At 67.7% G+C, this 23,857-nt stretch carries 29 protein-coding genes and 1 pseudogene; 15 read left to right on the plus strand and 15 right to left on the minus strand.

Going from position 1 to position 23,857, the window contains the following annotated elements:
* The first annotated feature begins 69 nt into the window (after positions 1–69).
* Positions 70–894 carry a hypothetical protein gene (locus CRP45_RS06095; RefSeq protein WP_218841087.1) on the plus strand — a complete coding sequence of 275 codons (825 nt, stop codon included), beginning with the start codon at positions 70–72 and terminating at the stop codon, positions 892–894.
* Positions 895–909: 15 nt separating this feature from the next.
* Here CRP45_RS06095 and CRP45_RS06100 read toward each other — a convergent pair whose 3' ends face one another.
* Entirely contained in the window at positions 910–1,632 is a 723-nt protein-coding gene (locus tag CRP45_RS06100) for a hypothetical protein (protein ID WP_097244605.1), read from the minus strand.
* Between the two features lie 187 nt (positions 1,633–1,819).
* On the opposite strand from CRP45_RS06100, the gene CRP45_RS06105 reads away from it, so the two are divergent.
* Both CRP45_RS06105 and CRP45_RS06110 read left to right on the plus strand, forming a co-directional pair.
* Complete coding sequence (locus CRP45_RS06105) at positions 1,820–2,317, plus strand: TetR/AcrR family transcriptional regulator (RefSeq protein WP_097244135.1); 498 nt, start codon at positions 1,820–1,822, stop codon at positions 2,315–2,317.
* Positions 2,318–2,338: 21 nt separating this feature from the next.
* Entirely contained in the window at positions 2,339–2,692 is a 354-nt protein-coding gene (locus tag CRP45_RS06110) for a hypothetical protein (RefSeq protein WP_097244136.1), read from the plus strand.
* A gap of 126 nt (positions 2,693–2,818) precedes the next feature.
* On the opposite strand, the gene CRP45_RS06115 is transcribed toward CRP45_RS06110, so the two are convergent.
* The 7 genes from CRP45_RS06115 to CRP45_RS06145 all read right to left on the minus strand — a co-directional run bounded on the left by CRP45_RS06115 (position 2,819) and on the right by CRP45_RS06145 (position 6,602).
* The gene (locus tag CRP45_RS06115) at positions 2,819–3,685 is read right to left on the minus strand and encodes an SDR family oxidoreductase (protein ID WP_067783096.1); all 867 of its coding nucleotides are present in this window, start codon (positions 3,683–3,685) and stop codon (positions 2,819–2,821) included.
* A gap of 39 nt (positions 3,686–3,724) precedes the next feature.
* Positions 3,725–4,450: a TetR/AcrR family transcriptional regulator gene (locus tag CRP45_RS06120; protein WP_143861359.1), complete on the minus strand. Its 726-nt coding sequence runs from the start codon at positions 4,448–4,450 to the stop codon at positions 3,725–3,727.
* 81 nt (positions 4,451–4,531) lie between these two features.
* Positions 4,532–5,107 carry a P-loop nucleotide/nucleoside kinase family protein gene (locus CRP45_RS06125; RefSeq protein WP_097244138.1) on the minus strand — a complete coding sequence of 192 codons (576 nt, stop codon included), beginning with the start codon at positions 5,105–5,107 and terminating at the stop codon, positions 4,532–4,534.
* A gap of 60 nt (positions 5,108–5,167) precedes the next feature.
* Positions 5,168–5,395 (minus strand): hypothetical protein, encoded by a 228-nt coding sequence (locus CRP45_RS06130; RefSeq protein ID WP_097244139.1) that lies wholly within the window; start codon positions 5,393–5,395, stop codon positions 5,168–5,170.
* The gene (locus CRP45_RS06135; protein WP_097244140.1) at positions 5,370–5,582 is read right to left on the minus strand and encodes a hypothetical protein; all 213 of its coding nucleotides are present in this window, start codon (positions 5,580–5,582) and stop codon (positions 5,370–5,372) included. Before CRP45_RS06135 ends, CRP45_RS06130 begins: the two co-directional genes overlap by 26 nt.
* A gap of 272 nt (positions 5,583–5,854) precedes the next feature.
* The gene (locus CRP45_RS06140; RefSeq protein WP_097244141.1) at positions 5,855–6,139 is read right to left on the minus strand and encodes a hypothetical protein; all 285 of its coding nucleotides are present in this window, start codon (positions 6,137–6,139) and stop codon (positions 5,855–5,857) included.
* Between the two features lie 43 nt (positions 6,140–6,182).
* Positions 6,183–6,602: an Hsp20/alpha crystallin family protein gene (locus CRP45_RS06145; RefSeq protein ID WP_097244606.1), complete on the minus strand. Its 420-nt coding sequence runs from the start codon at positions 6,600–6,602 to the stop codon at positions 6,183–6,185.
* A gap of 149 nt (positions 6,603–6,751) precedes the next feature.
* Here CRP45_RS06145 and CRP45_RS06150 point away from each other — a divergent pair, with 149 nt between their 5' ends.
* Positions 6,752–7,069 (plus strand): MerR family transcriptional regulator, encoded by a 318-nt coding sequence (locus CRP45_RS06150; RefSeq protein ID WP_067780335.1) that lies wholly within the window; start codon positions 6,752–6,754, stop codon positions 7,067–7,069.
* Positions 7,070–7,521: 452 nt separating this feature from the next.
* On the opposite strand, the gene CRP45_RS06155 is transcribed toward CRP45_RS06150, so the two are convergent.
* The 4 genes from CRP45_RS06155 to CRP45_RS06170 form a co-directional block, all read right to left on the minus strand.
* Positions 7,522–7,968, minus strand: a complete 447-nt coding sequence (locus CRP45_RS06155) for a peptide deformylase (RefSeq protein WP_097244143.1) — start codon at positions 7,966–7,968, stop codon at positions 7,522–7,524.
* Between the two features lie 261 nt (positions 7,969–8,229).
* Complete coding sequence (locus CRP45_RS06160) at positions 8,230–10,257, minus strand: M13 family metallopeptidase (protein WP_245909943.1); 2,028 nt, start codon at positions 10,255–10,257, stop codon at positions 8,230–8,232.
* A 176-nt stretch (positions 10,258–10,433) separates the two neighbouring features.
* On the minus strand, positions 10,434–10,811 hold the full coding sequence (locus CRP45_RS06165; protein WP_097244145.1) for a hypothetical protein: 378 nt from the start codon (positions 10,809–10,811) through the stop codon (positions 10,434–10,436).
* The gene (locus CRP45_RS06170) at positions 10,808–11,392 is read right to left on the minus strand and encodes a TetR/AcrR family transcriptional regulator (RefSeq protein WP_097244146.1); all 585 of its coding nucleotides are present in this window, start codon (positions 11,390–11,392) and stop codon (positions 10,808–10,810) included. The genes CRP45_RS06165 and CRP45_RS06170 overlap by 4 nt, the downstream gene beginning before the upstream one ends.
* Positions 11,393–11,484: 92 nt before the next feature.
* On the opposite strand from CRP45_RS06170, the gene CRP45_RS06175 reads away from it, so the two are divergent.
* Positions 11,485–12,135: a response regulator gene (locus CRP45_RS06175; protein WP_097244147.1), complete on the plus strand. Its 651-nt coding sequence runs from the start codon at positions 11,485–11,487 to the stop codon at positions 12,133–12,135.
* A 55-nt stretch (positions 12,136–12,190) separates the two neighbouring features.
* Positions 12,191–13,942 (plus strand): sensor histidine kinase, encoded by a 1,752-nt coding sequence (locus CRP45_RS06180; RefSeq protein WP_097244607.1) that lies wholly within the window; start codon positions 12,191–12,193, stop codon positions 13,940–13,942.
* A gap of 185 nt (positions 13,943–14,127) precedes the next feature.
* Here CRP45_RS06180 and CRP45_RS06185 read toward each other — a convergent pair whose 3' ends face one another.
* Complete coding sequence (locus CRP45_RS06185) at positions 14,128–14,781, minus strand: PAS and ANTAR domain-containing protein (RefSeq protein ID WP_097244148.1); 654 nt, start codon at positions 14,779–14,781, stop codon at positions 14,128–14,130.
* 248 nt (positions 14,782–15,029) lie between these two features.
* On the opposite strand from CRP45_RS06185, the gene CRP45_RS06190 reads away from it, so the two are divergent.
* The gene (locus CRP45_RS06190; protein WP_097244149.1) at positions 15,030–15,335 is read left to right on the plus strand and encodes a hypothetical protein; all 306 of its coding nucleotides are present in this window, start codon (positions 15,030–15,032) and stop codon (positions 15,333–15,335) included.
* 43 nt (positions 15,336–15,378) lie between these two features.
* Here CRP45_RS06190 and CRP45_RS06195 read toward each other — a convergent pair.
* Positions 15,379–15,907, minus strand: a pseudogene (locus CRP45_RS06195) (ferredoxin reductase domain-containing protein); the annotation flags it as partial.
* 8 nt (positions 15,908–15,915) lie between these two features.
* Between CRP45_RS06195 and CRP45_RS06200 the strand changes: the two are divergent.
* From CRP45_RS06200 to CRP45_RS06215, 4 genes are all read left to right on the plus strand, one after another.
* Positions 15,916–16,290 (plus strand): hypothetical protein, encoded by a 375-nt coding sequence (locus CRP45_RS06200; RefSeq protein WP_097244608.1) that lies wholly within the window; start codon positions 15,916–15,918, stop codon positions 16,288–16,290.
* 105 nt (positions 16,291–16,395) lie between these two features.
* Entirely contained in the window at positions 16,396–17,733 is a 1,338-nt protein-coding gene (locus CRP45_RS06205; RefSeq protein ID WP_097244150.1) for a wax ester/triacylglycerol synthase family O-acyltransferase, read from the plus strand.
* 81 nt (positions 17,734–17,814) lie between these two features.
* On the plus strand, positions 17,815–18,396 hold the full coding sequence (locus CRP45_RS06210) for a hypothetical protein (RefSeq protein ID WP_143861360.1): 582 nt from the start codon (positions 17,815–17,817) through the stop codon (positions 18,394–18,396).
* Positions 18,393–18,704: a transcriptional regulator gene (locus tag CRP45_RS06215; protein ID WP_097244152.1), complete on the plus strand. Its 312-nt coding sequence runs from the start codon at positions 18,393–18,395 to the stop codon at positions 18,702–18,704. The genes CRP45_RS06210 and CRP45_RS06215 overlap by 4 nt, the downstream gene beginning before the upstream one ends.
* 38 nt (positions 18,705–18,742) lie before the next feature.
* Here the strand turns inward: CRP45_RS06215 and CRP45_RS06220 are convergent, their stop codons facing one another.
* On the minus strand, positions 18,743–19,513 hold the full coding sequence (locus tag CRP45_RS06220) for an IclR family transcriptional regulator (protein WP_097244153.1): 771 nt from the start codon (positions 19,511–19,513) through the stop codon (positions 18,743–18,745).
* Positions 19,514–19,596: 83 nt separating this feature from the next.
* Here CRP45_RS06220 and CRP45_RS06225 point away from each other — a divergent pair, with 83 nt between their 5' ends.
* The 4 genes from CRP45_RS06225 to CRP45_RS06240 all read left to right on the plus strand — a co-directional run bounded on the left by CRP45_RS06225 (position 19,597) and on the right by CRP45_RS06240 (position 23,423).
* On the plus strand, positions 19,597–20,475 hold the full coding sequence (locus CRP45_RS06225) for an amidohydrolase family protein (RefSeq protein ID WP_281256165.1): 879 nt from the start codon (positions 19,597–19,599) through the stop codon (positions 20,473–20,475).
* A 129-nt stretch (positions 20,476–20,604) separates the two neighbouring features.
* Positions 20,605–21,948, plus strand: coding sequence for an MFS transporter (locus tag CRP45_RS06230; protein WP_097244154.1), 1,344 nt, complete (start codon positions 20,605–20,607; stop codon positions 21,946–21,948).
* Positions 21,949–22,037: 89 nt separating this feature from the next.
* Positions 22,038–22,691, plus strand: coding sequence for an MspA family porin (locus CRP45_RS06235; RefSeq protein WP_097244155.1), 654 nt, complete (start codon positions 22,038–22,040; stop codon positions 22,689–22,691).
* A 69-nt stretch (positions 22,692–22,760) separates the two neighbouring features.
* The gene (locus CRP45_RS06240; RefSeq protein ID WP_097244156.1) at positions 22,761–23,423 is read left to right on the plus strand and encodes an MspA family porin; all 663 of its coding nucleotides are present in this window, start codon (positions 22,761–22,763) and stop codon (positions 23,421–23,423) included.
* Positions 23,424–23,857: the final 434 nt, after the last annotated feature.

A 23,857-nucleotide genomic window follows, 5' to 3' on the forward strand; every position in this document is an offset into this window, starting at 1 on the left:
CGTGGTGAATCCCAGGCCGACCTTTCGGGGTCGGCCTGGGATTCCTTTGCTCGAGCCGAAGGGACCTACTTGTCCACACCGTTGACCCGGTCGCGATCCGGTCGCGCACTCGGTGTGCTCGGCGCTCTCGCCGTGCTCCTCGCGGTCGGGTTCGTCGTCGCTCCGCGCATGCTGGCGGGGAGTTTCGAAGACGAACGCGCTGTCCGCGATGCCTTCCGCGTGGCGTTCGTCGAGTACTGGCGTTCCGGCGATCGGGAGTTTTCCCCGGCCTTGGAAAGCGTTGTGGATTACTGGTTTCGGTACCACGTGGTCAAGGGAGTGCTCGCCGCGCTCTTGCTGATCGTGCTCGTCTGGCTCGGCGTTCTGCTGTGGCGGGTGTTCCTCCGGGCCCGCGGTTCGGGTGCGGGGAATACTGCCTTCGCGTCGGCCGCGGTGATCGTCACGGCGCTCGCGGTGTTCTCGTTGCTGGCGGTGATGGCCAATGTGCAGGGCGCGCTGGCGCCCTATGCCTCGCTGTTGCCGATGTTGACGGGCGGCGACACCGACGGTGAGCTCGCCGAGACGCTCGATCAGGTCGGGCAGCGACTGGCCGAATCCTCGAGTGCGGGTGGCGAAACTCCCCCTCTGGCGGTGATGATCAGCGACTTCGCGCACTATCACGTGGCGATGGCCGTGATCGCCGCTGTCGTGGCGATCGTTCTGCTCGGCCTGAATGTGGTGGCATGGAAGCGATTCGCGAGAACGACGGACGCGCGAGCGAGGCGTGTGCACGGGTCGTTCGGTGTCCTCGCGACGTTGTCGTCGCTGGCCGCGATCCTTGTCGTCGTCGCGAATACGACCACCGCGGCGGATCCGGGACCGGCGCTCGCGGCGTTGTTCGACGGCGGATGGTGAGGGCCGGCGCCGCCGTCATGCGCCGGGGCGCGCCGCCTGATGCCGCGTCGCGTCGTACGGCTCGAAATACGTCTCGCCGACGGCGAACATGCCGCGTTGCGGCAACCAGAAATCACCCAGCTTCGCCTGCTCCGCCAGCGGCCCCGGCGGGCCGATATCGATTCCGCCGATGCGCGCGCGGCCGTTCTCGACCGGCCACAGCATCCGCGGATCGGCCCGGAACCACTGCCCGTTCGGCGAAGTGCCGCTGAGCCGCACCCGCCCGACACCCAGCGCGGGACCGGCGACGCGCGACATGAGCGCCAGAACGGCGGGCCGCTGCCGCCAGCTCGCGGGCATCATCCGGCCGAGACTTGTCATCGCCGCCGTCGCCGCGGACCGGCCGAGCTCGAGGTCCCACACGATGTCGTCCCCCACCTCGACCGTGAACGCCGACGGACCCGTCCAGGTCACCGAGATGTCCGCGACCCGCGCGTCTACGAGTGCCGCGCTGAAATAGCGGGCGCAGCTGGCCTCCGGGGCGACACTGCTGTAGATCACCCATTCCCCGGCCGGGTTTCGATACCAGACCGCGTCGTATCCGGCGCCGACCGAGCTGGCGGGGAAGTGCCGCAGCGCCAAATAGTGGCCGCTGGCGAAGGGCATCCCCATCACCCCGTAGCCGGAGAATCGCTCCCGGTCCGCACCCGGCGGGAGCTTGATGTCGCTTTCGGCGATCGATCGTGGGCTCTCGGTCATCGCCGCCTCCTCGTGGAGTGGGCTGGTAACGGTCATCTTACGTCCGACATTCGGCCCGATCGGCGCGCGTCCTCGACCGCGGTCCTGAGGAAAGCCCCCTGCGTTTCGGGCACCCCGAGAGATCTCCGCCCAAGTTTGGGAACAAACGTTCTTGACTGGATGTTCCCAAACCGGATAGGGTGGTGGCATGGCGCGACCGAGAACATTCGATGAGGTAGCCGTCGTCGAGTCGGCGGCGAAGCTTTTCGCTCGGCGAGGGTTCGACGCCGTGTCGATCGACGACCTCGTCGGCCACCTCGGCGTGCACCGCCACAGCCTGTATCGCACCTTCGGCAGCAAGCGAGGGCTGTATCTGCGGGCGCTGCGAGCGGCGCGCAAGCAGAACCTGGTCGAGATCGCGGCTGCCGACGATCCCCTGCGAATCCTCTGTGCCGCAGTGGTTTCCGAAGGCATCGGCAGTTTGGACCTGTTGCTGATGGCGGCTATCGAGCAGGGCGCGGCGGATCAGGAAGTCGCCGCCGAGGTGACGGGCGCCTTCGCGGAACTCGATGCGGTCACCGCCGCACTTGGCGACGGAACATTGTCGACCGCGACCTTGCTGGGACTTCGGCTACGCGCCCGCGCCGGTGACGATGTGGCCCGCATCGCCGACGAGTTCACCGGACGAATACAGACCGATCGATGAGTACGAACGAAGGAGAACGACATGGCAGTGATCAGCATCGACGGCGGGGATCTGGTGGTCCGCATCGAAGGCCTCGACAAGCTGTGGGCGTTGAAGAGCAGCCTGGTGATCCCGCTGGCGAACGTCCGCGGCGCGACCCTCGACCCCGGAATCATCAAGGAGCGCAAAGGTATCCGCGCGCCAGGCACGCATGTCCCCGGCGTGGTCACGGCGGGAACCTTCCACATCGACGGCGAACGAGTGTTCTGGGACGTTCGCGATCCCGACAAGGCCGTGGTCATCGAACTGGCCGACGAGCGCTACGCACGGCTGGTTGTCCAGGTGGACAACCCCGCCGCGGTGGTCGGTCTGATCGAAAAGGCCTGCGCGCGTTGAGGTTTTCCCGAGACTGACCCGCGGCCGGCGACGCCGAACGTGCTCGCCGAGGTGGTCTCCGAGCGGTTGAGGCGTGCGCGGAGATGACCACCTCGGCGAGCGACATAGCAGGCCGCGCGGCCCGGACTACACCGACGCCTGCATGTCGGCCACGATCTTCGCGACCCGATCGCTGGCCTGTGTCGCCCAGTCCGGATGGGTGGTGACGTAGAGACGGTCGGCCTCGACCGCCGACAGGATGATCTCCGCGGCACGCGCGGCGGGCATGGCCTCGTTCGCCAGCTGGGTGATGGCCCCGAATCCCGGTGCGAGACGCTCCCATTGCTCCGGGGTGAGCGTGCCCAACCACCCTTCGGTGGGCTGCGTGGGGACGTCGCCGTCGCCGAGCAACGCTCCGATGCCGTCGGTGAGACCGCGCAGCATCTGCGTGTCGACCGGGCCCGGGCACACCACCGTGGCACCGATCCCTGGCGCGAGTACCGCCAACTCACCGTGCAGCGCCTCGGTCAGCGAGACGACCGCGTGCTTGCTCGCGGTGTAGGGGGCGTTGAGCACACCGATCGTGACGCCCGCCAGGGACGAGGTGTTGACGACGTGACCGCGCCCCGCCGCGATGAAATGCGGGACGAAGGCACGCATCCCGTTGACGACACCCTGCACGTTGACCGCCCACACGCGCTGCCAGTCGTCGGGCTCGACTTCCCAGATCGGTCCACCGGCGCCCATTCCGGCGTTGTTGAACACCAGGTCGACCCGACCGAAGCGCTCCACGGTGACGTCGGCCAGGCGCTGAACTTGTCGCGGATCGGCGACATCCGTCGGCACCGCGAGGTGGTCCGGCCCGAGCTCGTCGGCGACCTTCGCGACGGCGTCGCCATCGATGTCGGCGAGCACCACGCGAATCCCGCGGTCGCACAGCGCCTGTGCCACGGCTCGTCCGATGCCATTGGCGGCGCCGGTCACCACCGCGACCTGTCCTGGTTCCAGTTTCATCGACTCCCTTTCGGTTCTACGATCATGGACGTTCCGATGTCACTCGGTATCGCGTACGGTTTCCGGAGCGGTCGCCCGATCGAACAACGTAACGAGTTGCGTCGCATAGAAATCGACATCGCTCACCTGCCCCTCGGCATAGCGGATCGCGATGGTGTCGATGGCCGCGCGCAGCGTCACCGCCATCACATGGGCGTCGAAATCGCCGAATTCGCCCGCTGCTCGGCCCGCGCGGAGGCCTTCCTCCAGCGGCGGCAACGGCGAGTCGACGCCCGCGTCGTCGAGGAACGGCTCGCCGATCGCCGCGCGTGCGTTGCTGTTCAGCTCGATCAGTGCCCGCAGCACGGTCGTTCGATCTCGCATGAACTCCATGTTGGCGGTGATGTACGCCGCCAGCCGCGCCCGATGACCGGACGCGGCCGAAATCCGCGGCTGAATGTATTCCACCGCAGCGTCTTTCGCCGCAACGACGACGGCGCGCATCAGGTCTTCCTTACCGCTGAAGTGATAGGAGATCAGCCTGGTGCTGCTCAGACCGGCATGCTTCGCGATCCTCGCGAACGACGTCTGCGCGTAACCGAATTCGGCGAGCACCTCCATCGTCGCGGCCACGATCTGCCTGCGCCGCTCCGCTGCCGCCGGGGACAGCGGTACGGTATTGCTCGTTACTCGCACAAGTAAGAAGTTACTCATCCAAGTAACACCACGCAAGAGACTTGGCGCCGAGGCCGCAGTTCGTCGCCACCTTCCGGCGCGACGTGCCACGCGCCGACATACCAGCAGCCGGTGTACGAGACGGCTTGTCGGGTATCTGAGCTCGACTTCGCGCGCCCCCACTTCGGGCGCTCAGGCGTCGAGCGTATCGCCGGGATTGGGTTGGGTCGCGAAGCGCGAGAGGGCCACGAGGCCGGGCTGATAGCCGTGGGTGGTGTCCACGGTCAGGGTGGGTAGCTCGTCGATCGCCGGGTCGAAATCCTCTTCGGAGGCCGTGTCGGGATCGATCCCCTCCATGAGCTCGTCGCTTCGGGCGCGACGGTGGGGGTTGGTCGCGATGCGCTGGGTGATGCGCCCGTGGACGATCGAGGTCGGCGCGGTGCAGCGCAGAATGCGGATCTCGGCGAACTCGGTGAGCGCCTCGAGGTGCGGATGCCACAGCTTGCCCGGCAGCGCGGCTTCGGCGACGAGGGTGACTCCCGCCCGGGCCAACGCGGCGATGACGTCGAAGAACGCGTCGAGGGCGGGGCGCTCGAAGGCTTCCCCGACGCCCGCCGTCCTGGTCGGCGAGTTGGTCAGAACCATGCCCTGGGTGATCTCGTCGTGGACGATCGCCGGGCAGCCGATCTCGCGTGCGAGGCTGTGGGCAAGGGTCGTTTTCCCGGTGCCTGGACGACCGGTCACCACGGTCAGGGCTGGCGAGGCCATACCCCATTGTCCCCTACTCGCCGGAGTCAGCACACGGACAGCAACCAGCGTCTAAGGGAGCTATCTCGACGCGCCGGCGCCCCGGGTGCTCACCGGGCATCCTGGGCCAGGTCGACCGGTCGGGCGTGGTTCGCGCAGCACGGACGCGAGGATCGCGCAGCCGACGGTGACGGCCAGCGGGAGCAGGGTGATCGGTGGGGCGGCGAGCAGGGAGAGCAGGGCGACGGTGCCGCACTGGCACCCGAGGAAGTCGGTGTCGGCGTCAGGCGAGGCGATAGTCGTCGTCATCGGGTAGCGGGGTGATGAAGGCTTGATCGATTCGGTCGGTGGCGTCGGCGGCGTCGAAGGCGGCGCGGACGCGTTCGGCCAACGGGTGCAGCGCGCGGGTGTCCAGGCCGGTGTGGCGGTCGGCGTCGTGGACGAGGGTGCGTTGCTCGGCGTAGTCGGCGTCGTCGCGGGCGGGGATCGCGGTCATGGCCAACCTCCTTACGTCGTGCACTGGACACTCGGATGCAGGTGGGGCGGGCCCTGGGTAATCGCTCCGGACCCGCCCCGGTGAAGGAAGACGTGACTTGCGAGAGGTTGATCCGCGGCGCGGCGGTGTCGTGCGTTCCGGCGTTGCCACACTGGCGATGCGCGAATGTTCGCGTGCTACGCGGTATTCGAACGCGCCTGGTTGCCGGACGGTCGACGGCATCAGCGCCGCGGGCCGCATCATGTCTATGACATCACCTCACTTCCACCTGTTCACCAACCCGTGTGTTCGGTCCGGCGCGGAGGGCCGCGTTGGGTCGCGCGCATCCTCGGCGGCGCTCGTCCTGTCAATCTCGGTGTCCGCCAACCCCAATCGACGTCGGCCGGTGGGCGGGGCGCTCGGGTGCGAAGCCGCACCCACTCCGAAACCCGCTCGGGGGCAAGGGCTTCGCACAGGATCTCCTCGACCTCGGCGAACAACGGCTCGAGGTCGGGATCCAGCGCCAGCAGCCGCGCATCGATCCGGTCGCGAACACCGAAACCATCGGTGTCGATCATGACCAATACACCTCCGACACATCCCAGTCGAAGCCGCCCGGGCTCAGGCGTCGATCACCTTGTGGCCGTCGCCGTGGGCGATCTCGATCCGGCGCGGCTTGGCCGCCTCGGCGACCGGGATCGTCAACCGCAGCACCCCATCGGTGTAATCGGCGCGGATGCGATCGACATCGAGGGTCTCGCCCAGGAACAACTGACGGCTGAACACACCACGCGAGCGTTCCGCGGCGATCACCTCCCGATCCCCCGCCAACTCCGGACGCACCGCCCGCACCGTGACCACGTTGCGTTCGACGTCCAGATCCAGCGAATCGGGATCCATCCCCGGCAGATCGAACTCGACAACGAACCGATCGCCCTCACGCCAGGCGTCCATCGGCATCGCCGCGGGATGAGCCGCTGTGCCGAACACCTGCTGCGCCAGACGGTCCAGATCCCGGAACGGATCGGTACGCATCAGCATGATCGTCACCTCCAACCAACCGTCTACCAGATAGTCGGACACCGGATAATCTATGCCATCCAGTACAGATTTCTTATAGCACCATCAACAGCCACACGCAAGGGGATACCATAGAAAACCTAGAGCAACAGCAGTACCGAGGAGCAGAGTTGGATCGCCAACAACACCAACAGCCGGACCCGGCACGCGCGGTATACGCGATATCGGTGGCCGCCGACCTGGCCGGCATCGGCATACAAACCCTGCGCCTCTACGAACGACACGGCCTGATCACCCCAGCCCGCAGCGACGGCGGCACCCGCCGCTACAGCGGCAACGACCTCACCCGCCTACACCGCATCACCACCCTCGCCGCCCAAGGCATCAACCTCGCAGGCATCGCCCGCATCCTCGACCTCGAAGACGCCAACGCCCAACTCCACGCCGACAACCACCGCCTACGAACCAACAAACAACGCCAACGCTGACCCAGGGGATCGATCCCAGAGGGCGTGCCGCTGCGGCTGCTGACGACCTCGGCCACGATGGCGTGGATCCGCACGATGCTGGGTCGAAACAGTCGCTGCACTAGACGGAATCGCAGACGGCGATCGCGCCGCGCGCCGCACCACCGCCGTGGTACGCGCCGAGCACCCCAACCTCCGAAGACCGACCGGTCCGGCCTTCTCTCGCGCGCCCAATGAGATAGAGCCACTCATCCCAGGGGAGGTCGCGATGAGCCCTTTCGACTACAACAACCGCGACACGACAGCCGGCGACGTCATCGTCGGCCTCGCGGTACTACTCGTAGTCGTGGTTGTGGTTCTGTTGCTCTGAGACAAGGGCACGGCTCCCGGCGCGGGCCGAATGCGCGGGTCGAGGGACTTCACCGGGTCCAATCGGCATCGATGCCCGGTTTCGCAATAGCGGCGCGAATGATTCAGTAGCTCCAGTTCTTACCGGTGGCCCGGTACTGCTCGACGGGGATCGGTTGGATTCCGGGGCGCATGTGATCGAGGTAGAGCCGCCCGTCCAGATGGTCGATCTCGTGTGCGACCAAACGCGCGACTCCGCGCTCGAACACCGTCATCCGGATGGTGCCGTCGATGTCGGTGTGCTCCACGGTGATTGTGAGCGGTCGCGGTACCCTGCCGCGGAGGTCGAAGAAGCTGAGGCATCCCTCGTACTGCTCGTCTTCGACCCCGCCGGATTCCACGATGCGGGGGTTGAACAGTGTGAGGGTATCGCCGTCGGGCGTGCGTACGATCGCGGCGGCTCTGCCTATTCCGATCTGAGGCGCCGCAATGCCCATTCCCTTGCCGAACACGTGGGCTTGGGCGACGCGTTCGGCGGCCGAATTCAGTTCGGCGACAACGCGGCGCGCGATGCTGCTCTGGCTGCACCCTCACCGAACGCGGAGCTCGATCTGGCGGTGCGGGTGTCGGATCTGGCGTGGGCACCGGTGCCGCGCGGGCCCGCGCGACGGGACGACGGACAGCATGCTGGCCGACACGCTCGCGCTGCGAGTGCCCGTCGAGCGTCTGGGGCAGTGATGCCCATCGACGCCGACAACGCCCCTCGCAAATCGGTTCCGTACGAGGAGGAGTGCGAGAACTGGTAGACCCCCTCACTATGTGGATCCCTTGTCTCACATGGTGACTCGCTTGCGGGCTTCCAGATACATGCGGTCGGCGGGCTGGACATCGAACGCGGTGTAGAACTCCGGCATGTTGCGCGCCACCTGGTTGACGCGGAATTCGGCGGGTGAGTGCGGGTCGAGGCCGAGCATCATGGCCTGGTATTCCGGGCTCGCGCAGTGCCGCCATATGCGCGCGTAGGCCTGGAAGAGCGGGCGGTAGTCCGGATTCGTCACGCCGCGACGCTGTTCGGCCAATCGGTAGGCCGCCAATGCCGTTGTCAGTCCGCGCAGGTCGGCGAGGTTCTCGGTGACGGTGAGAGCGCCGTCGACGTGCTGGTCGGGGCTCATGCCTTCCGGTACCAGCGGGTCGTACTGGTCAACGACCAATTGGGCCTTGGCCTCGAAGGCGGCCTTGTCCTCCGGTGTCCACCAGTCCCGTAGAACGCCGTTCGCGTCGTATTTGGAGCCGCCGGTGTCGAAACCGTGGCCCATCTCGTGGGCGATCACCATGCCGATACCGCCGTAGTTGACCGCCGCGTCGGCATCCGGGTCGAAGAACGGCGGTTGCAGAATGGCCGCGGGCAGGCAGATGTGGTTGAGCTCCCAGCTGTAGCTGGCGTTCACGTCGGCGGGCGTCATGAAATCCCACTCGCCGCGATCCACGGGTCGCTCCAATTTTCGTAACTGCCACTGGAATTCGAAGCGGTCGGCGGCGCGCAACGCGGCGACGAAGTCGCCTCCCGGAATGGCCAGCCCCGTATAGTCGCGGCCGCGTGATGGCGCGCCGACCATCGCAACCACCTTGTCCACCTTGGCCACCGCGGTCTGCCGAGTCGCCTCGGACATCCACGAAGCCTCACCCAGCGCAGTCCGGTAGGCGCGCAAGAGATCTGAGACCAGCTCGTCGGCAAGCTTCTTGGACTCGGCCGGGAAATGGCGCGCGGCATAGGCGCGACCGAGCGCGTCCCCGAGTCGCTCCCGGACCACCCGCACCGCCGTGCGCCACCGCTCCGGCGGCTGCTGGGTTCCCTGCAACGTCCGGTCGTTCCAATCGAAGTGGGCCTCGGCGAATGCGGTCGACAGCGCCGGTGCGTAACGGGAGATCACTCTCAGCCGCAGATAGTCCCGCCACACGGCGATGTCTGTCTCGGCCCACAGCCGGGCGGCAACGGGCAGGTATCCGGGCTGGTCGACCACCACCGTCTCGAATCGCTCGGGCCGGTCGGTCACACCCGCGAGCCACGCGTCCCAGTCGAATCCCGGTGCCAGCTCACGCAATCCACTCCACGAGTACGGGTTGTACGACGACATGGCTTCGATGAAGAGCGTGAGATCCACATGCCCACCGGCGATTCCGTTCTCCAGCTCGTAGGTCCGCGTGGCGAGCCCGGTCGGCTCCGGTAGGCCCGCCGCACGCCCGATGCGCTCGAGGTAGGTGCGGTAGGCGACCTGCTGATCGGCGTATCGCGTGTCGCGGTAGAAGGAACCGTCCGGCATTCCGAGCCCCGATTGTGACAGGTAGACCCGGTGCCGGGTCGGGTCCTTGCGATCGGGCTGCACCCGCACTCCGATCAGCCCCGGCACGCCGAGCGCGGTGAGACGGCCCATCACCCTCGCGAGCTCGGGTTTACCGGCGGCGTTGTCGATCTCGGCGAGCAGATCCGCCAGTGGGCTGATCCCCGCCCGCTCCCGCGCGGCGGTGTCGAGACAGCCGGTGTAGACAGCGTGCAGACGCTGTTCATCGGTGCCCGCGGCGGCTCCCGACATGCCCTCGAGTATCTCGCGGAGCCGCTCCTCGGTGCGATCGGTGAGCTCGTCGAACACCCCGTAGCTGGGCTTGTCCGCCGGTAGCCGGAATTCCCGCAGCCACGCCCCGTTGACATGGCGGTACAGGTCGTCCTGTGGCCGGACCGCCGCATCCACCCCGGACAGATCCGGTCCGGACGACCGCTTCGGGGCGCTGGCCGAGGAACAGGAGGCGATCGACACCAGCACCGGCACCGCCGCGGCGGCAGCGAGGAACCGCCGCCGATCCAACCGATGTCGCCGAGATGACCCCGAATTATTCTCGTGCCCAATCATATTCGTAAGGCTAGGCGCCGATCGACGCTTCCGGATCGGGCTGCCGGATGACCGTCGCTAAACCTCGCGATGGACTCCCACCCTGACCCAACCCCGAGGCGAGGCTGCTTCGAAGAGTCAGGCGGCGGCATTCACACGGCACCCGCCAAGGCCAGCACCGCGATCGGAGCCAACAGCATCCACTGCGGAAGGCGCAGCAGCCGCCGAGGTCCCGGCAGCGCGGTCGCGACGACCACGAAAACCACCGTGTAAGCGGCGAAATGGAGAGCGGTCAGCAGCGCGACCAGCTCGGTGCCCGTCGGCTCGGCAACCGCCAGCGCGATGAGGGTGAGCGCGCTGAGCACGAGATCGACACTGACCCAATGCCATACGACGTGCAGTGTCCGCTTCGGGACGTCCGGTAGCGCGCTGTCGAGCAACGGCCGCACCGGATCTATGTGTCCGGCGACCACATGCACCCCCGCCACGGCGGCCGCGGCGACGCCCGCGCTCAGCAACCAACCGTTCATCTCGCACCGATCCCGGCGGTCACGATGCGGCCGAGCCGGTCGGCCAACGTCTCGGTGACCGGCTCGCCCAGCAGGCCGAGGTGAAAGAACACCGCACCGGCCAACGTGTCGAGCACCAACTCCACATCGACCTCGCCATCGAGTTCCCCACGGCCCCTGGCGCGGTCGAAGATCTCCACCATGCGCGCCTTGGCCGGAGCCAGGAACGCGGTGCGTACCCGCGAACGCAGCTGCGGGTCGGCGGCGAAATCGGCCAGCAGCCCCGGCAGGGCGGCGACCGCGGCCGGTGTGCTGAACTCCGCGATCAACGCCGAGGTCACGGCCGTGACATCGCCGCCCAACGTCCCGGTGTCGGGCACCGGACCCGTGTCCACGGTGGTGAACAGCGCCTCGTAGACCAGTTCCGGTTTGCCCGACCAGCGGCGGTAAATCGCGTCCTTGCCGACTCCGGCGCGCGAGGCGATCGCGGTGACCGAGGCCGCCGCGTAACCGGCTTCGATCACCAGCCCTTCGGCGGCATCGAGGATGGCCCGGTGGGTGCGCTGGTCGCGGGGCCGCCCGGCGGGTGTCTGCGTGCTCATACAGATACCTTACGGGTCTACCCGTTTGGTAATCAACGGCAGGACCGAGCCGGTGGTTTCGTAAGCTGGGACTACGGAAAGGGGTCGAGACGATGGTTCGGGTTTTTCTGGTCGACGACCACGCGATCGTGCGCCGCGGTGTGAGTGATCTGCTCGAAGCCGAGGCCGATTTGGAGGTGGTCGGCGAGGCGGGCAGCGTCGAGCAGGCGATGGCGCGCATCCCGGCGGCGCGTCCGGAGGTCGTCGTGCTGGATGTGCGCCTGCCCGACGGCAACGGCATCGAGTTGTGCCGGGAATTGCTGTCCCGGCATGCCGATCTGCGGTGTTTGATCCTGACCTCGTTCACCGACGAGCAGGCCATGCTGGACGCGATCCTGGCCGGAGCCAGCGGTTACGTCGTCAAGGACATCGGCACCACCGATCTCGTCGACGCCATCCGCGCCATCGGGGCGGGCAAATCGCTGTTGGACAACCGGGCCGCGGCGGCGTTGATGGCCAAGCTCCGCGCCGAAGCCGAAGCCGAGTCCGGGCCGATGGCCACCCTGACCGAGCAGGAACGCACGCTGCTCGCGCTGCTGGGTGAGGGGCTGACCAATCGGCAGATCGCCGCGCGCATGTATCTGGCCGAGAAGACAGTCAAGAACTACGTGTCCAGGCTGCTGACCAAACTCGGCGTCGAACGCAGAACCCAAGCGGCGGTCCTGGCCTCGAAACTGAACCCGCAGCCGAAAACCGGCTTCTAGACCGCCGAACCCCGCTCGAGACCAGGTCCATCTCGCGAGTGCCACAATGACCGGTATGCACGGTCGATCGCCCGACTCCGACCCCGGTGACCCTCCCCCGGTCATCGGCACCCTTGCGCAGTCTCGGCTGCGGGAACTGCTGGGCGAGGTCCAGGACCGCATCGCGGAGATCGTCGGTGTGCGCGACCAGATGGACCGGCTCATCGAGGCGATGCTCGTCGTCACCGCGGGCCTGGACCTGGACAACACACTGCGCTCGATCGTGCACACCGCCATCGAGTTGGTCGACGCCCGCTACGGCGCCCTCGGCGTCCGCGAGACCGACACCGACTCCCACCGGCTGTCGGAGTTCGTCTACGAGGGCATCGATGACCGCACCCGCGTACTGATCGGCGATCTGCCGCGCGGCCACGGCGTGCTGGGGTTGTTGTTCGAACAGCCCAAGCCGATTCGGTTGGCGGACATGTCCACTCATCCGTCCTCGGTGGGCTTTCCCGCCCACCATCCGCCGATGAGAACCTTCCTCGGCGTCCCGGTCCAGGTCCGCGACGAGATCTTCGGCAACCTGTATCTCACCGAAAAGGCCGGGGGCCAAGAGTTCACGGAGGACGACGAGGTCGTGGTCCAAGCATTGGCCGCCGCGGCGGGCATCGCGATCGCCAATGCCCGCCTCTACGAACAGTCCCGCACCCGCCAGCAGTGGCTGCAAGCCACCCAGGATGTCGCCACCATCGTGCTGGCCGGTGGGGAACCCGCCGAAGTCCTCGAATTGATCACCGCACGCGCCCTGACGCTGACCCAGTCGGCCTGCGCCTTCCTCGCCCTGCCCGAGGATCCGGACACACCCGCCGCCGAAGTCGACGAACTCGTTGTGGTCTCCGCGGCGGGCGCCGATGCCGAACAGATCGTCCACACACGAATACCGGTGCACGGTTCCCGCGTCGGAGCCGTCTTCCGCGACGAACCGACAACCACCGCCGAACCGAGTTCGGCGCCGGGGCTGGATCCGGCGAAATACGGTGCGCCCGTTGTCGCTCCGCTGCGAGCGGGTCAGTCGGTCATCGGCGTGCTGACCACGGTGCGGCCTGCCGAGATGCCCGCACTCGACGCGGCCGGGCATTCGATGATGAGCGGCTTCGCCGACCAGGCGGCGCTGGCGTTGGAGCTGGCCAACACCCAACGCCGGATGCGTGAACTCGACGTGGTCTCCGAACGCGACCGCATCGCCCGCGACCTGCACGATCACGTCATTCAGCGGCTCTTCGCCGTCGGGCTTTCCTTGCAAGGCACCGTGGCTCGCGCCCGCACCCCCGAGATCAAAGCTCGCCTCACCGACACCATCAACGACGTCCAGACCATCGTCCAAGACATCCGCCACTCCATCTTCGACCTGCACTCCAGCACCGCCGCCGAAGCACCGGTCCTGCGCAAACGCCTGCACGCCGTGGTCGCGGAAATGACCGCGGACACCGACCTGCGCACCTCCGTCCGCCTCGCCGGACCGGTATCCGTCCTCAGTCCCGCCATGTTCGACGACCTCGAAGCAGTGCTGCGCGAAGCACTCAGCAACGTGGTCCGCCACGCGGGTGCCACCGCCGTCTCGGTCAAACTCACCATCGCCGACGACGTCACCCTCGAAATCACCGACAACGGCATCGGCCTACCCGAACAACCCACCCGCCGTAGCGGACTGGCCAACATGGCCGCACGCACCCGCGAAGGCGGCAGCTTCACCGCCGAAAAGGATTCCGCCGGAGGAACTGTCATCCGCTGGTCGGTGCCGCTGCCTGCCGTGTCGACGAACTGAGCCGCCCGGTATCTCTTCCGAAAGGGCGGGCGGATCGGCGCGGGTTTGCTACGAATATGGGTGCGGCGCTTCCGCTCACCGTTCAGCCAGCGGTCAGCGGGTGGGCGCCGCTCGGATACGGCGGCATCGCCGGGGGCGGTCGAACAGTCGGCCCCGCCCGGCGATGCCGCGCCGGAAGCAACGTGTCAGGGACGTTCGTGCACGGTGAGCAGCAAGTGATCGAACCGGGTGCGGGTGCTCACCGAACCGCCGCCGAAATCGCGCAGCGCGCTCACCAGCTTCTCGGCGATGGTGCGCAGCTTGGTGTTGGTCTCCTGTGAGCGCCAGGCCAACACGTTGAACGCCTGCTCGGCGCTGATCCCATACACCAGCATCAGCGCGCCCTTGGCCTGTTCGATCACCGCCCTGGCCTCCACCAGCTCCGGCAGCGCCTCGTTGAGGACCGCGCGCCGGGTCTGGTCCACGCTGTCGGTGACGTCGACGTAGAAGCCCGCGGTGCCGACCAGCGCGCCGGTGTGATCACGCAACTGGTCGCCGACCACCAAGACGTGGTGCTCGATCCCGGTGGTGTCGATGATCCGGTGACGACTACAGAACGGCTGACCGGTCTGCACCACCGTGACGAGGGTGTCGGCGACCTCGGCGCGGTCGTCGGGATGCTTGTGCGCCAACAGCAGTTCGGTGGTCGGGACGACGCTGCCCGGTGCGTACCCGTGCAGGGCGGCGACCTCGTCGGACCATTCCCAGCGTTGGTCGGTGAACCAGAAGCGGAAGCTCCCGGCAAGGGGCGGCTGATCTGGGCTGGTGTCCAGCGCGTGCAGCCCGGCTGTTTCTGTCACCCGGAAAGTATCGCTGTCGCCCGCCGGGAGCGGGTGGATCGGGCCGAACTTCCCGCGGCAACACGAACTCGATCGCCTTTCACGCGGCAATGGGTTTCGTCGTCCACGACCCGATCACCGACTACAACGGCCCGGGACGCGACATGGTGACGTTCGTCCGCACCCTCGACTGAGCACCGACTCGGTCTGCGCGCCGAGCACGCGGCGGCGACTCAACGCGCTCGGTGCCAATCGGTTTGACTGTCACTATGACGGACAAGTGGAAGCGATCGACGGGTTCGACCGTGCGCGCCACCACCCTGCTCGGGTTCCTGTGCGGGCTCGTGGCGGTGGCGGTGTTCGCCTTCTGGTGGCAGGTCGGGCCGAACTCGGTCAGCTGCTACTACGCGAGCTACGAACCGGGTGACGACTCGAGGTACGGCGAGATGGCCGCGAAGATGTGGCCGACCCGCTGGTTGTGGATCGGCCTGCTCGCGGCCCCGACCGTGGCCGGTGGCCTGCTCGGCTTCCTCGGCACGCGACTCGGTCTGCGCCTGGAACGGCGGGCGCGGTAATTCTCGACGCTCCGCCGGTCCAGGGCGCGGAACCGGGTGCGGGCTAGGCTGGGGTGGCGGCCCAGCTGTCGGGGCCGAAGACCTCGTAGTGAATGTGTTCGGCCGCTACGCCCTTGCCCAGCAGCGCCTCTCGCATGCCGAGCATGAAAGGCAGTGGCCCGCAGAGGTATACGTCGGTTCCTTCGGCGATGGTGATCTCGCCGAGGTCGGCGCGGCCTTCGCGGAGTCCGTTTTCGGGGCGGCGGGCGCCGAGGTCCTCGTACCACCGGTGCATGACGGCGAACGGCAGGCGGTCGACGAGTTCGGCCAGTTCGGCGCGGTGGGCATGGCTGGCGGGTGCGCGATCGGCGTGGACGACCGAGATCGAGCGGGGATCGGCGGTGTCGGCGAGGTGGCTGAGCATGCCCATCATCGGGGTGCATCCGATGCCGGCGGAGATCAGCAGCAGCGGCGCGTCGTCGGTACAGGAAGTTCGACACCTCTCCGGCCCGGGCGACCGAACCGTCGGGCAGGGTGTGGGCGTCGACCCGCTTGACGGTGATGCGCCAGTCCCCGCTCGACGGCGCAACGGAATCCGACCGTGCTGTCGATCGGATTGCATCCCAGCGCAGTCGACTACAGCCGTTATCCGGGGATCGACGAAGCGACCCTGACCGCACGCATCGAGGCGGGCGAGTCCGAGCTCCGCGCCGCCGGATTCGACATCGTCTCCTGTCAGGTACCCGCGGACCCCGACGCGGCCGAGGCGGCGCTGCGGGAATGCGCTTCGGCGGGGTCGTTCCGCATCGCCATGATCGGTGCGGGCGTACGCATGGCGGCCGAGCACACCTTGCTGTTCGAGCGTCTCGTGAACGTCGTCGCCGAGATCGCCCCGGGGATCCGATTCTGTTTCAACACCGCCCCAGAGACCACCGTCGACGCTCTGCGCCGCTGGGTCGAGCCAGCCGATCGCTGACGACCGCTCCGCGACAACGCCGATTCGCCGAAACCGGGTTGGATCGCGCCGAGCGGGTACGCCAGGCGTGAACAACGAGAGACCAGATCTAGATGGGATGATCGGATGAGTGAGCTCGGTCCGTTGGATTCGGGATTCATGGAACTCGAAGACATCGATCAACACGTCAACCTCGGCATCGGCGCGGTGGCGATCCTGCGCGGAAGTCCCGGCCCGCGTGCGGAATTCACCGACCGGATGACCGAGCGGATCGACGTCAACCCGCGACTGCGCCAGCGACTGCAACGGGCGCCCTTGGACCTGCGCGCCCCGCAGTGGGTCGACGACCCGCACTTCGATATCGGCCACCACCTGCGCTGGGCGGCGCTGCCGCAACCGTGCGACGAGGCGGCGCTGTGGGAGATGGTGGCCACCGTCATGGAGCAGCGCCTCGACCGCGATCACCCGCTGTGGCGCGCCACCGTTGTCGAGCACCTCGACGGGGACCGGTGGGCGTTGATCGTCACCGCCCACCACAGCATGCTCGACGGCGTCTCGGGCATCTCGCTGTTCCAACGCTTCTGCGATCCGACCTCCGCTACCCCGACGCCGAACCGCGAGAAGACAGACGGCAACGGTGGCCGGGACTGGTGGGCGATGCTCGCCGACGGCCTGCGGCTGCCGGTTCAGGCGCCGGCCGCGCTGCTGCGCACGGTGCGCGCGGCGGCTCCGCTGGCGTGGAACGCGATCGTGCCCGAAAGCGGGTCCTCACTGACCGGACCGATCGGCCGCCAACGCCGCTACAGCGTCGCGCGGGTATCGCTGGCACAGGTCAAACAGATCGGCGCCGCGTTCGATGTGACCGTCAACGACGTCGCGCTCGCCGCGGTGACCGCCGCATTCCGGGCGATGCTGCTCGCACGCGACGAGGAACCCGACACCGAGACCGTCCGGATCCTGGCACCGGTGTCGGTGCGCACCACCGACGCCGACGGCGTGCTCGACAATCGGGTCTCGGCGATGCTGCCGCAGCTGCCGATCGAACTCGACGACCCCCTCGACCAACTCCGCACCGTGCACCAACGCCTGAACAAGCACAAGGCCAGCGGCGAAGCGGGCGCGGCGAATTCGATTCTGTCGCTTGCCAAATGGGTGCCCTTCGCACCCCTGGCCTGGGCGGTGCGCACCGCACTGCGCTTTCCGCAACACAGCATCGCCGGACTGGCCACCAACGTCCCCGGCCCCACCCGCCCCCTGCGGCTACACGGCCACGAAGTCCTCGAGATGTTCCCCTACGCACCCATCGCGATGCGGCTGCGCACCGCCATCGCGATCCTGAGCTACCGCGACCACCTCGGCTTCGGCATCACCGGCGACTACGACACCACCCCCGACCTCGACCTCCTCGCCCACACCATCACCACCACCATCGACCACCTCCACCAAAGCTGCCCCACCAACTGACACCCCTCCACGCAAAGACGCGGCGGTCAAGCGGGGTTGAAAAGTCTTGCGGCGCCATACTTTGCGATGCAAAGTGGAGGCATGAACTCTGCATCACAAAGTAATTCGGCTGCCGGGGCCGCTCGGCTCCTCGGCGACATGGAGACGCTGACCAGGCGGGGTTGGGCGTTGGCCGCTCCCATGTGGTTTCCGCTGCTGTGGGTGACGGTGAGCGTGCTCGCCTCGGTGCCGGCGGCACTACTGCTCGATCGGCACAACGGCGCCCAGTGGTACTGGATCGTCGTCACACCGATAGGCGTGGTGGTCTGTGCGTGGTACTTCCTGCGCAGGCCGGTGCAAGTGCCGGACGGGCGCGGCATGGCCGTCGCGCTGACCTCGGTCGCGATGGCGGTGACCGCCACGGGCATCGGCTGGGTGTACCGCGGCGAATGGGCGATCGTCGCGCCATGGCTGACGGTCGGGGTCGGACTTGCCGTGTTCGCGGTGGCGTTGCGATCGGCGACGACGGCGGCGGTCGCGGCCGTCACGATGGCGGTCTCGCTCGCGGTCGGGCTGATCGACCCCGCGCACGGTTACGCCTGGCTCGCGCTGGTCGTCGGGCTCGCGGCCGCGCTGGCGGCCGGGGTCGAGCTGCTGCGCGCGGAGGCGGGGCCGCGCGCATGAGCGAGCCGCATCCCGTGCTCGGCCTGGATGACACCGTGCACCAGCGCATCCGGCTCGGCATCCTCGCGCTGCTGCGCTCGGGTGTTGCCATGGAATTCGGGGTGCTGCGCGAGCAATTGCGGCTCACCGACGGCAATCTGAACCGGCACCTCAAAGTCCTCGAGGACGCCGCACTGATCAGCGCACGCCGCAGCACGGGCGGCGGGCGCCCGAAAACCTGGATCACCATCACCGAGTCCGGTCGCGGCGCCTTCGATGCCGAGCTCGCGGCCCTGCGCGCCCTCATCGCGACCGCCGAGCAAACCTGAGCCCAGATCATGTGGCGTGTCGGCCGCCCGACGCCCTTTCAAACCACCATGCGCGCCGGAGCCGCGGTGCCGAACATGCGGGAGATCCCCCGACCTGCCGCATGGAGAGCCGGAACCGCGGTCCGGGCCGACGCGTCGTTAGGGACGACGACAGACAGCGCCGCGACGATCCGCCCGCCCCCCGCGCGGACCGGCACCGCGATACCCGTGGCACATTCGTCGACGAACCCGGGGCAATAGGCAAGGCCGGTGCGCCGGATCTCGCCGAGGGTCGCGCGTAGCAGATCGGGGCTGGTGATGGTGTGTGGCGTCAGCGCCCGCAGCGGGCTCGCCAGCACCGATTCCTGGAGCTCACGAGGTCCGTGCGCGAGCAAAACCAACCCGCTCGAGGTCGCGTGCAGCGGGAGCCGCCCGGCGACGCGGACCCGGTTGCGGACGGCACGCGGCGCGGAGAGCCTTTCGATGTAGAGCACCTCGCGGTCCTGCAGCACGCCCAGTTGAACGCTGTGCCCGACCACGGCATGCAGATCGGCCATGATCGGATAGGCAACGTCGCGCAGGCCGAGGGTCGGCGCGGCGCGGGAGGCGAGTTCCCACATCCGCACCCCGACGCACACCCGCCGCTGCGCATCCCGGCGCAGCCAGCCGTAGTCGATCAGCTCGTTGACCAGACGCGAGGCGGTCGCCAGCGGCAGATCACTGCGTTCGGCCAGTTCGGACAGGGTCACGGCCCGGTGATCGGGGCCGAACGCCTCGTAGATGCGCACCACACGCGACAGCAAGGACTCGCCGCTCGAGGATCGGGCCACGCTGCCGCCTCCGTTCGTTCAATCATCAGCTTTACTGATATAGATGAGATGTGTACCACTCCGAGACGACCGAGGTCAATGCTGTGACCACCGCCATCGACCTCGACGCGATCACCGCCATCGATGTCCACACGCACATCCACGCCGACGACTGCGGCAACCTGGCCCTCGACACCGAACTGATGACCGCGGCCGAGGCGTACTTCAAGACCGACACCCCGCCGCGACCGACGGTCGACGAACTCGCCGCCCGCTACCGCGCCGCGCGCATGGCCGCCGTCGTCTTCACCGTCGACGCCGAGGCCGCGACCGGGCACCCGGCGCTGCCGAACGAGGAACTCGCCGCGGCCGCCGCCGCCCACCGAGACGTGCTGATCCCGTTCGCCTCGATCGACCCCGCGCGCGGGATCGCCGGGGTGCGCGCGGCCCGCAGGCTGGTCACCGAATTCGGGGTGCGCGGATTCAAATTCCATCCGAGCCTGCAAGGCTTCGCGCCCAACGACCGCAGCGCCTATCCACTGTTCGCCGAAATCGAAAGTCTCGGCGTCCCAGCCCTTTTCCATACCGGCCAGACCGGTATCGGCGCTGGATTACCGGGCGGGCGCGGGATCAAACTGCGCTATTCCGACCCGATGCTGCTGGACGACGTCGCCGCCGATTTCCCCGGCCTCACCGTCATCATGGCCCACCCGTCGGTGCCGTGGCAGGACGCGGCCGTCTCGGTCGCGACCCACAAGGCCAATGTCTACATCGACCTGTCCGGCTGGTCGCCGAAGTACTTCCCGGCGCAACTGGTGCGCGCGATCCGCGGTCAGCTCGCACGCAAGGTGCTGTTCGGTTCCGACTTCCCGATGATCACCCCCGAGCGCTGGATCCGCGACTTCGCCCAGCTCGAGATCGATCCTGCGTTGCTACCGAACATCATGAAAGACAACGCGATCCGCGCGCTTCGCCTGCGTTGACCGCGGTTTCACAGCCACCGAGGTGGACTGTGACCCAGTTCTCATTGAATGAAAAGATCCGTTGAGCGTGCCCCCGCTGTCGCCTTTCCTGATCGGCATTCAGTCACCTTTTCGAACAGGAGCGGGTTGATGCCCAACCAGCCCACAGAAATCAGCAAGCCGATCACTCCGGCCGCGGCCAAGCAGGCCGCCACCGCGAGTTTCATCGGCACCGCGATCGAGTGGTACGACTTCTTTCTCTACGGAGCCGCGGCGGCGCTGATTTTCGGGCCGCAATTCTTCCCGTCGAGCAATCCGGCGATCAGCCAGCTCGGCGCGTTCGCCAGTTTCGCGGTCGGTTTCCTGACGCGCCCGCTCGGCGGTGTCATCGCGGGCCATTTCGGTGACCGGATCGGTCGCAAGCGGGTGCTGTTGATGTCGCTGCTGCTGATGGGCGGCTCGACGGTGTTGGTCGGTCTGCTGCCCAATTACGCCCAGATCGGTGTAGCCGCACCGATCCTGCTGTTCATCCTGCGCCTGCTGCAGGGGCTGGCGGTCGGCGCGGAATGGGGTGGGGCCGCGCTGATGTCGGTCGAGAACGCGCCCGCCGGACGCAAGACGTTCTACGGCGCGGCGACCCAGCTGGGCGTGCCCGCGGGCGCGATCATCGCCTACTCGACGATGCTGCTGCTCTCGGCGGTCACCGGTGACGCCTTCGACGACTGGGGCTGGCGGATCGCCTTCGTGGCCAGCATCGTGCTCGTCTTCTATGGTTTGCGGCTGCGTCGCCAGCTGGCCGAAAGCCCGCTGTTCGCCCAGGAATCCGCGCACGGCAAGACCGCGCGCGCACCGATCGTCGAGGTGCTGCGCCGCTATCCGCTCGGCGTGCTCGTCGCGCTCTTCGCCTCCGCCGCGAGTCCCGCCGTCGGCTACATCGTGCTGACGTTCATCCTGTCCTACGGCACGAAAGAGATCGGCTACTCCCGCAATTCGCTGCTGATCGTGGTGATCGTGGTCAGCGTCGTGCAATTCGTCGCGATGCTGGTGCTGTCGGCCATGGCCGATCGCTGGGGCCGGAACAGGCTGATGGTCGTCGGTTCGGTCTTCCAGGCCATCGCGGCGCTGATCTTCTTCCCGATCTTCGATTCCGGCGTCGTCGCGCTCGCGATTCTGGCCTGTTCGATCGCGTTGATCGCCCAGACGACGCAGTACGCGCCGCTGCCCGCGCTGATCGCCGACCTGTTCCCGACCCGAGTGCGCTACAGCGGTTCCTCGATCGGCTACCAGTTCGGCGCCATCCTCGGCGGCTCGCTCTCGCCGATCATCGCCACCGCCATCTTCACCGGTACGGGCAGTTCGCTGCTGATCGGCGTCTATCTGGCGGTCCTGACGGTGGTGTCGGGCATCGCGATCGCGATCGCACACCTGCCCGCGCTGCAGGTACCCGAGCCCGAAGCCGCGACCGAAGTCGCTTCGGCACCGGTCAATTCGTGAGATCGCGCCGCGCGAAGCGGCCGAGGCAGGCGCCACGGGAACAGCCCTCGGCGCCTCGATATCCCATCGGAACAGGAAGTTCGAGAACTGTGATTCGTAGTAAAGCTGTGCTCACCGGCGGCAGTGTCGCCGCCGCGGTCGCCGCCGGGCTGCTCGCCACCGGCCCTGCCGCCGCCGACACCTTCGTGCCGTTGCCGGATGGTTCGAAACAGGGGCCGGGCGTCACGGTGACGCGCACCGGGGAGCGTGCGGTGATCTCACCGTCGATGGCCGCCAACGGCGCGGGCCGGGTGGTCTGGGTGTCGGGCACTGCCACCGCGGACGTCTCGGTGACGCCCGAGGGCGAAGTCGGCCCGAACAACGGTCCCGCCAATATCCCCGGGTCGAACAATTCGTCCACCCACGGCGCGTCGCAGCTGAACACCGGATACCTCGTCGGATGCCAGGTGAGCATCGCCGACGACGCGATCGGTGCGGGCGTATCGGGTGGGATCAGCACCGGCGGAGTCAGCGCGGGCGGGTCCATCGGGGTCGACCTCGGTCCGGGTGAGGTGAAGTTCGTCCAGATCGACTACAAGGACATCCCGAAGCCGGGGGTGTACTCGGTGGAATACCAGGACGCCGAGATCGAGATCCAGGGCTGTGCGGGTTTCGCGCAGGCCCGCGCGTACACCGTGGTCGAGATCATCGGCGACCACTACTCCAAGACCACGCTGTACGGCGCGCCGTTCAGCATCGGCTGAGATGTCGACACTCCGTCCTGAATTCCCCTCTCGCATCAGCGAATTCGACATCGATCGAAGGTAATTGTGATGTCCAACCGTAAGAATCTGTTTCGCCTGAACATCGCCGCGGCGACGACGGTCGCGCTCGGCCTGCTCGCAACCGGTACAGCCGATGCCGACACGTTCGTTCCGCTCCCCGGCGGGGAATTGGTGAAGACCCTCTCCGACGGCACCGTCGTCACGGTGCGCCTGACCGGTGAGTCGGCGACCATCAGCCCCTCGCTCGGTTCCACGCCGCTACACCGCAATGCCTGGGTGTCCGGTAGCGCGCAGGTCGACGTGGCCGGTGCGGGCGCCGACGGTGGGCTCATCCTGCCCGGGTATGTGGTCGGTTGCCAGGTGAATATCGCCGGCGGCGGCGTATCCGGTGGCGTCGACGGTTCGGTGAGCGGCGAAGGCCAAGGGGCCGCCGGCGCGAATTCCGGTGGCGAACTGTCGCTCGGCCCGGGCCAGGCCACCTCGTTCTACATTCTCGATCGGGAGAAGGCGGACGATTTCGGCGCCGAATCCCACAAGCCCTACAACATCTTCGGCGGCACCAGCGGGTCGGTCACCTGGGCGGACCAGACGATCGGACTGTCCGGTTGCGGCGGGTACGCGCAGGCGCGCGCCTTCGTCAGCGTCGAGATCATCACCGAGAGCGTCACCAGCTGGGTGACCCTGTGGGGGCAGCCCTTCAGCCTCGGCTGAGGTCGATACCCACTCCCCCCGACCGCCCCGGATGCCCTCGCAGCCGGGGCGGTTTCGTCGCATCCAGCGGATGGTGCAGCTCGCCGAGCACAGGTCACCATTGGTCGCCCCACCGGACCGAAGGTCACCCTCGGTCGGTTCGCCTGTGCACCCAGGTCGGGTGAATGAAGGTGACATCCAGTCTGTCTGGCGGGATGAAGGCGGCCTTCGGTCGGTTACCGCGCCGACAATTCTGGACCCTGCACCAGCCCCGGCGTGTCCGCCCCGGGCGCCCGCGCGCCCACCCCAACGCCAGCCCCGGCGCGTCCGTCCAGTGCCAGCCTCGGCACACCCATCCCCAGCACCAGCGCCAACGCGTCCGTCCCAGTACCAGCCCCGGCGCGTCCGTCCCAGTACCAGCGGCGGTGCGCCCATTCTGGTGCCGGTGCGTCCTT

This window comes from Nocardia amikacinitolerans, from assembly GCF_900215415.1.
Taxonomy (GTDB): Bacteria; Actinomycetota; Actinomycetes; order Mycobacteriales; family Mycobacteriaceae; genus Nocardia; species Nocardia amikacinitolerans.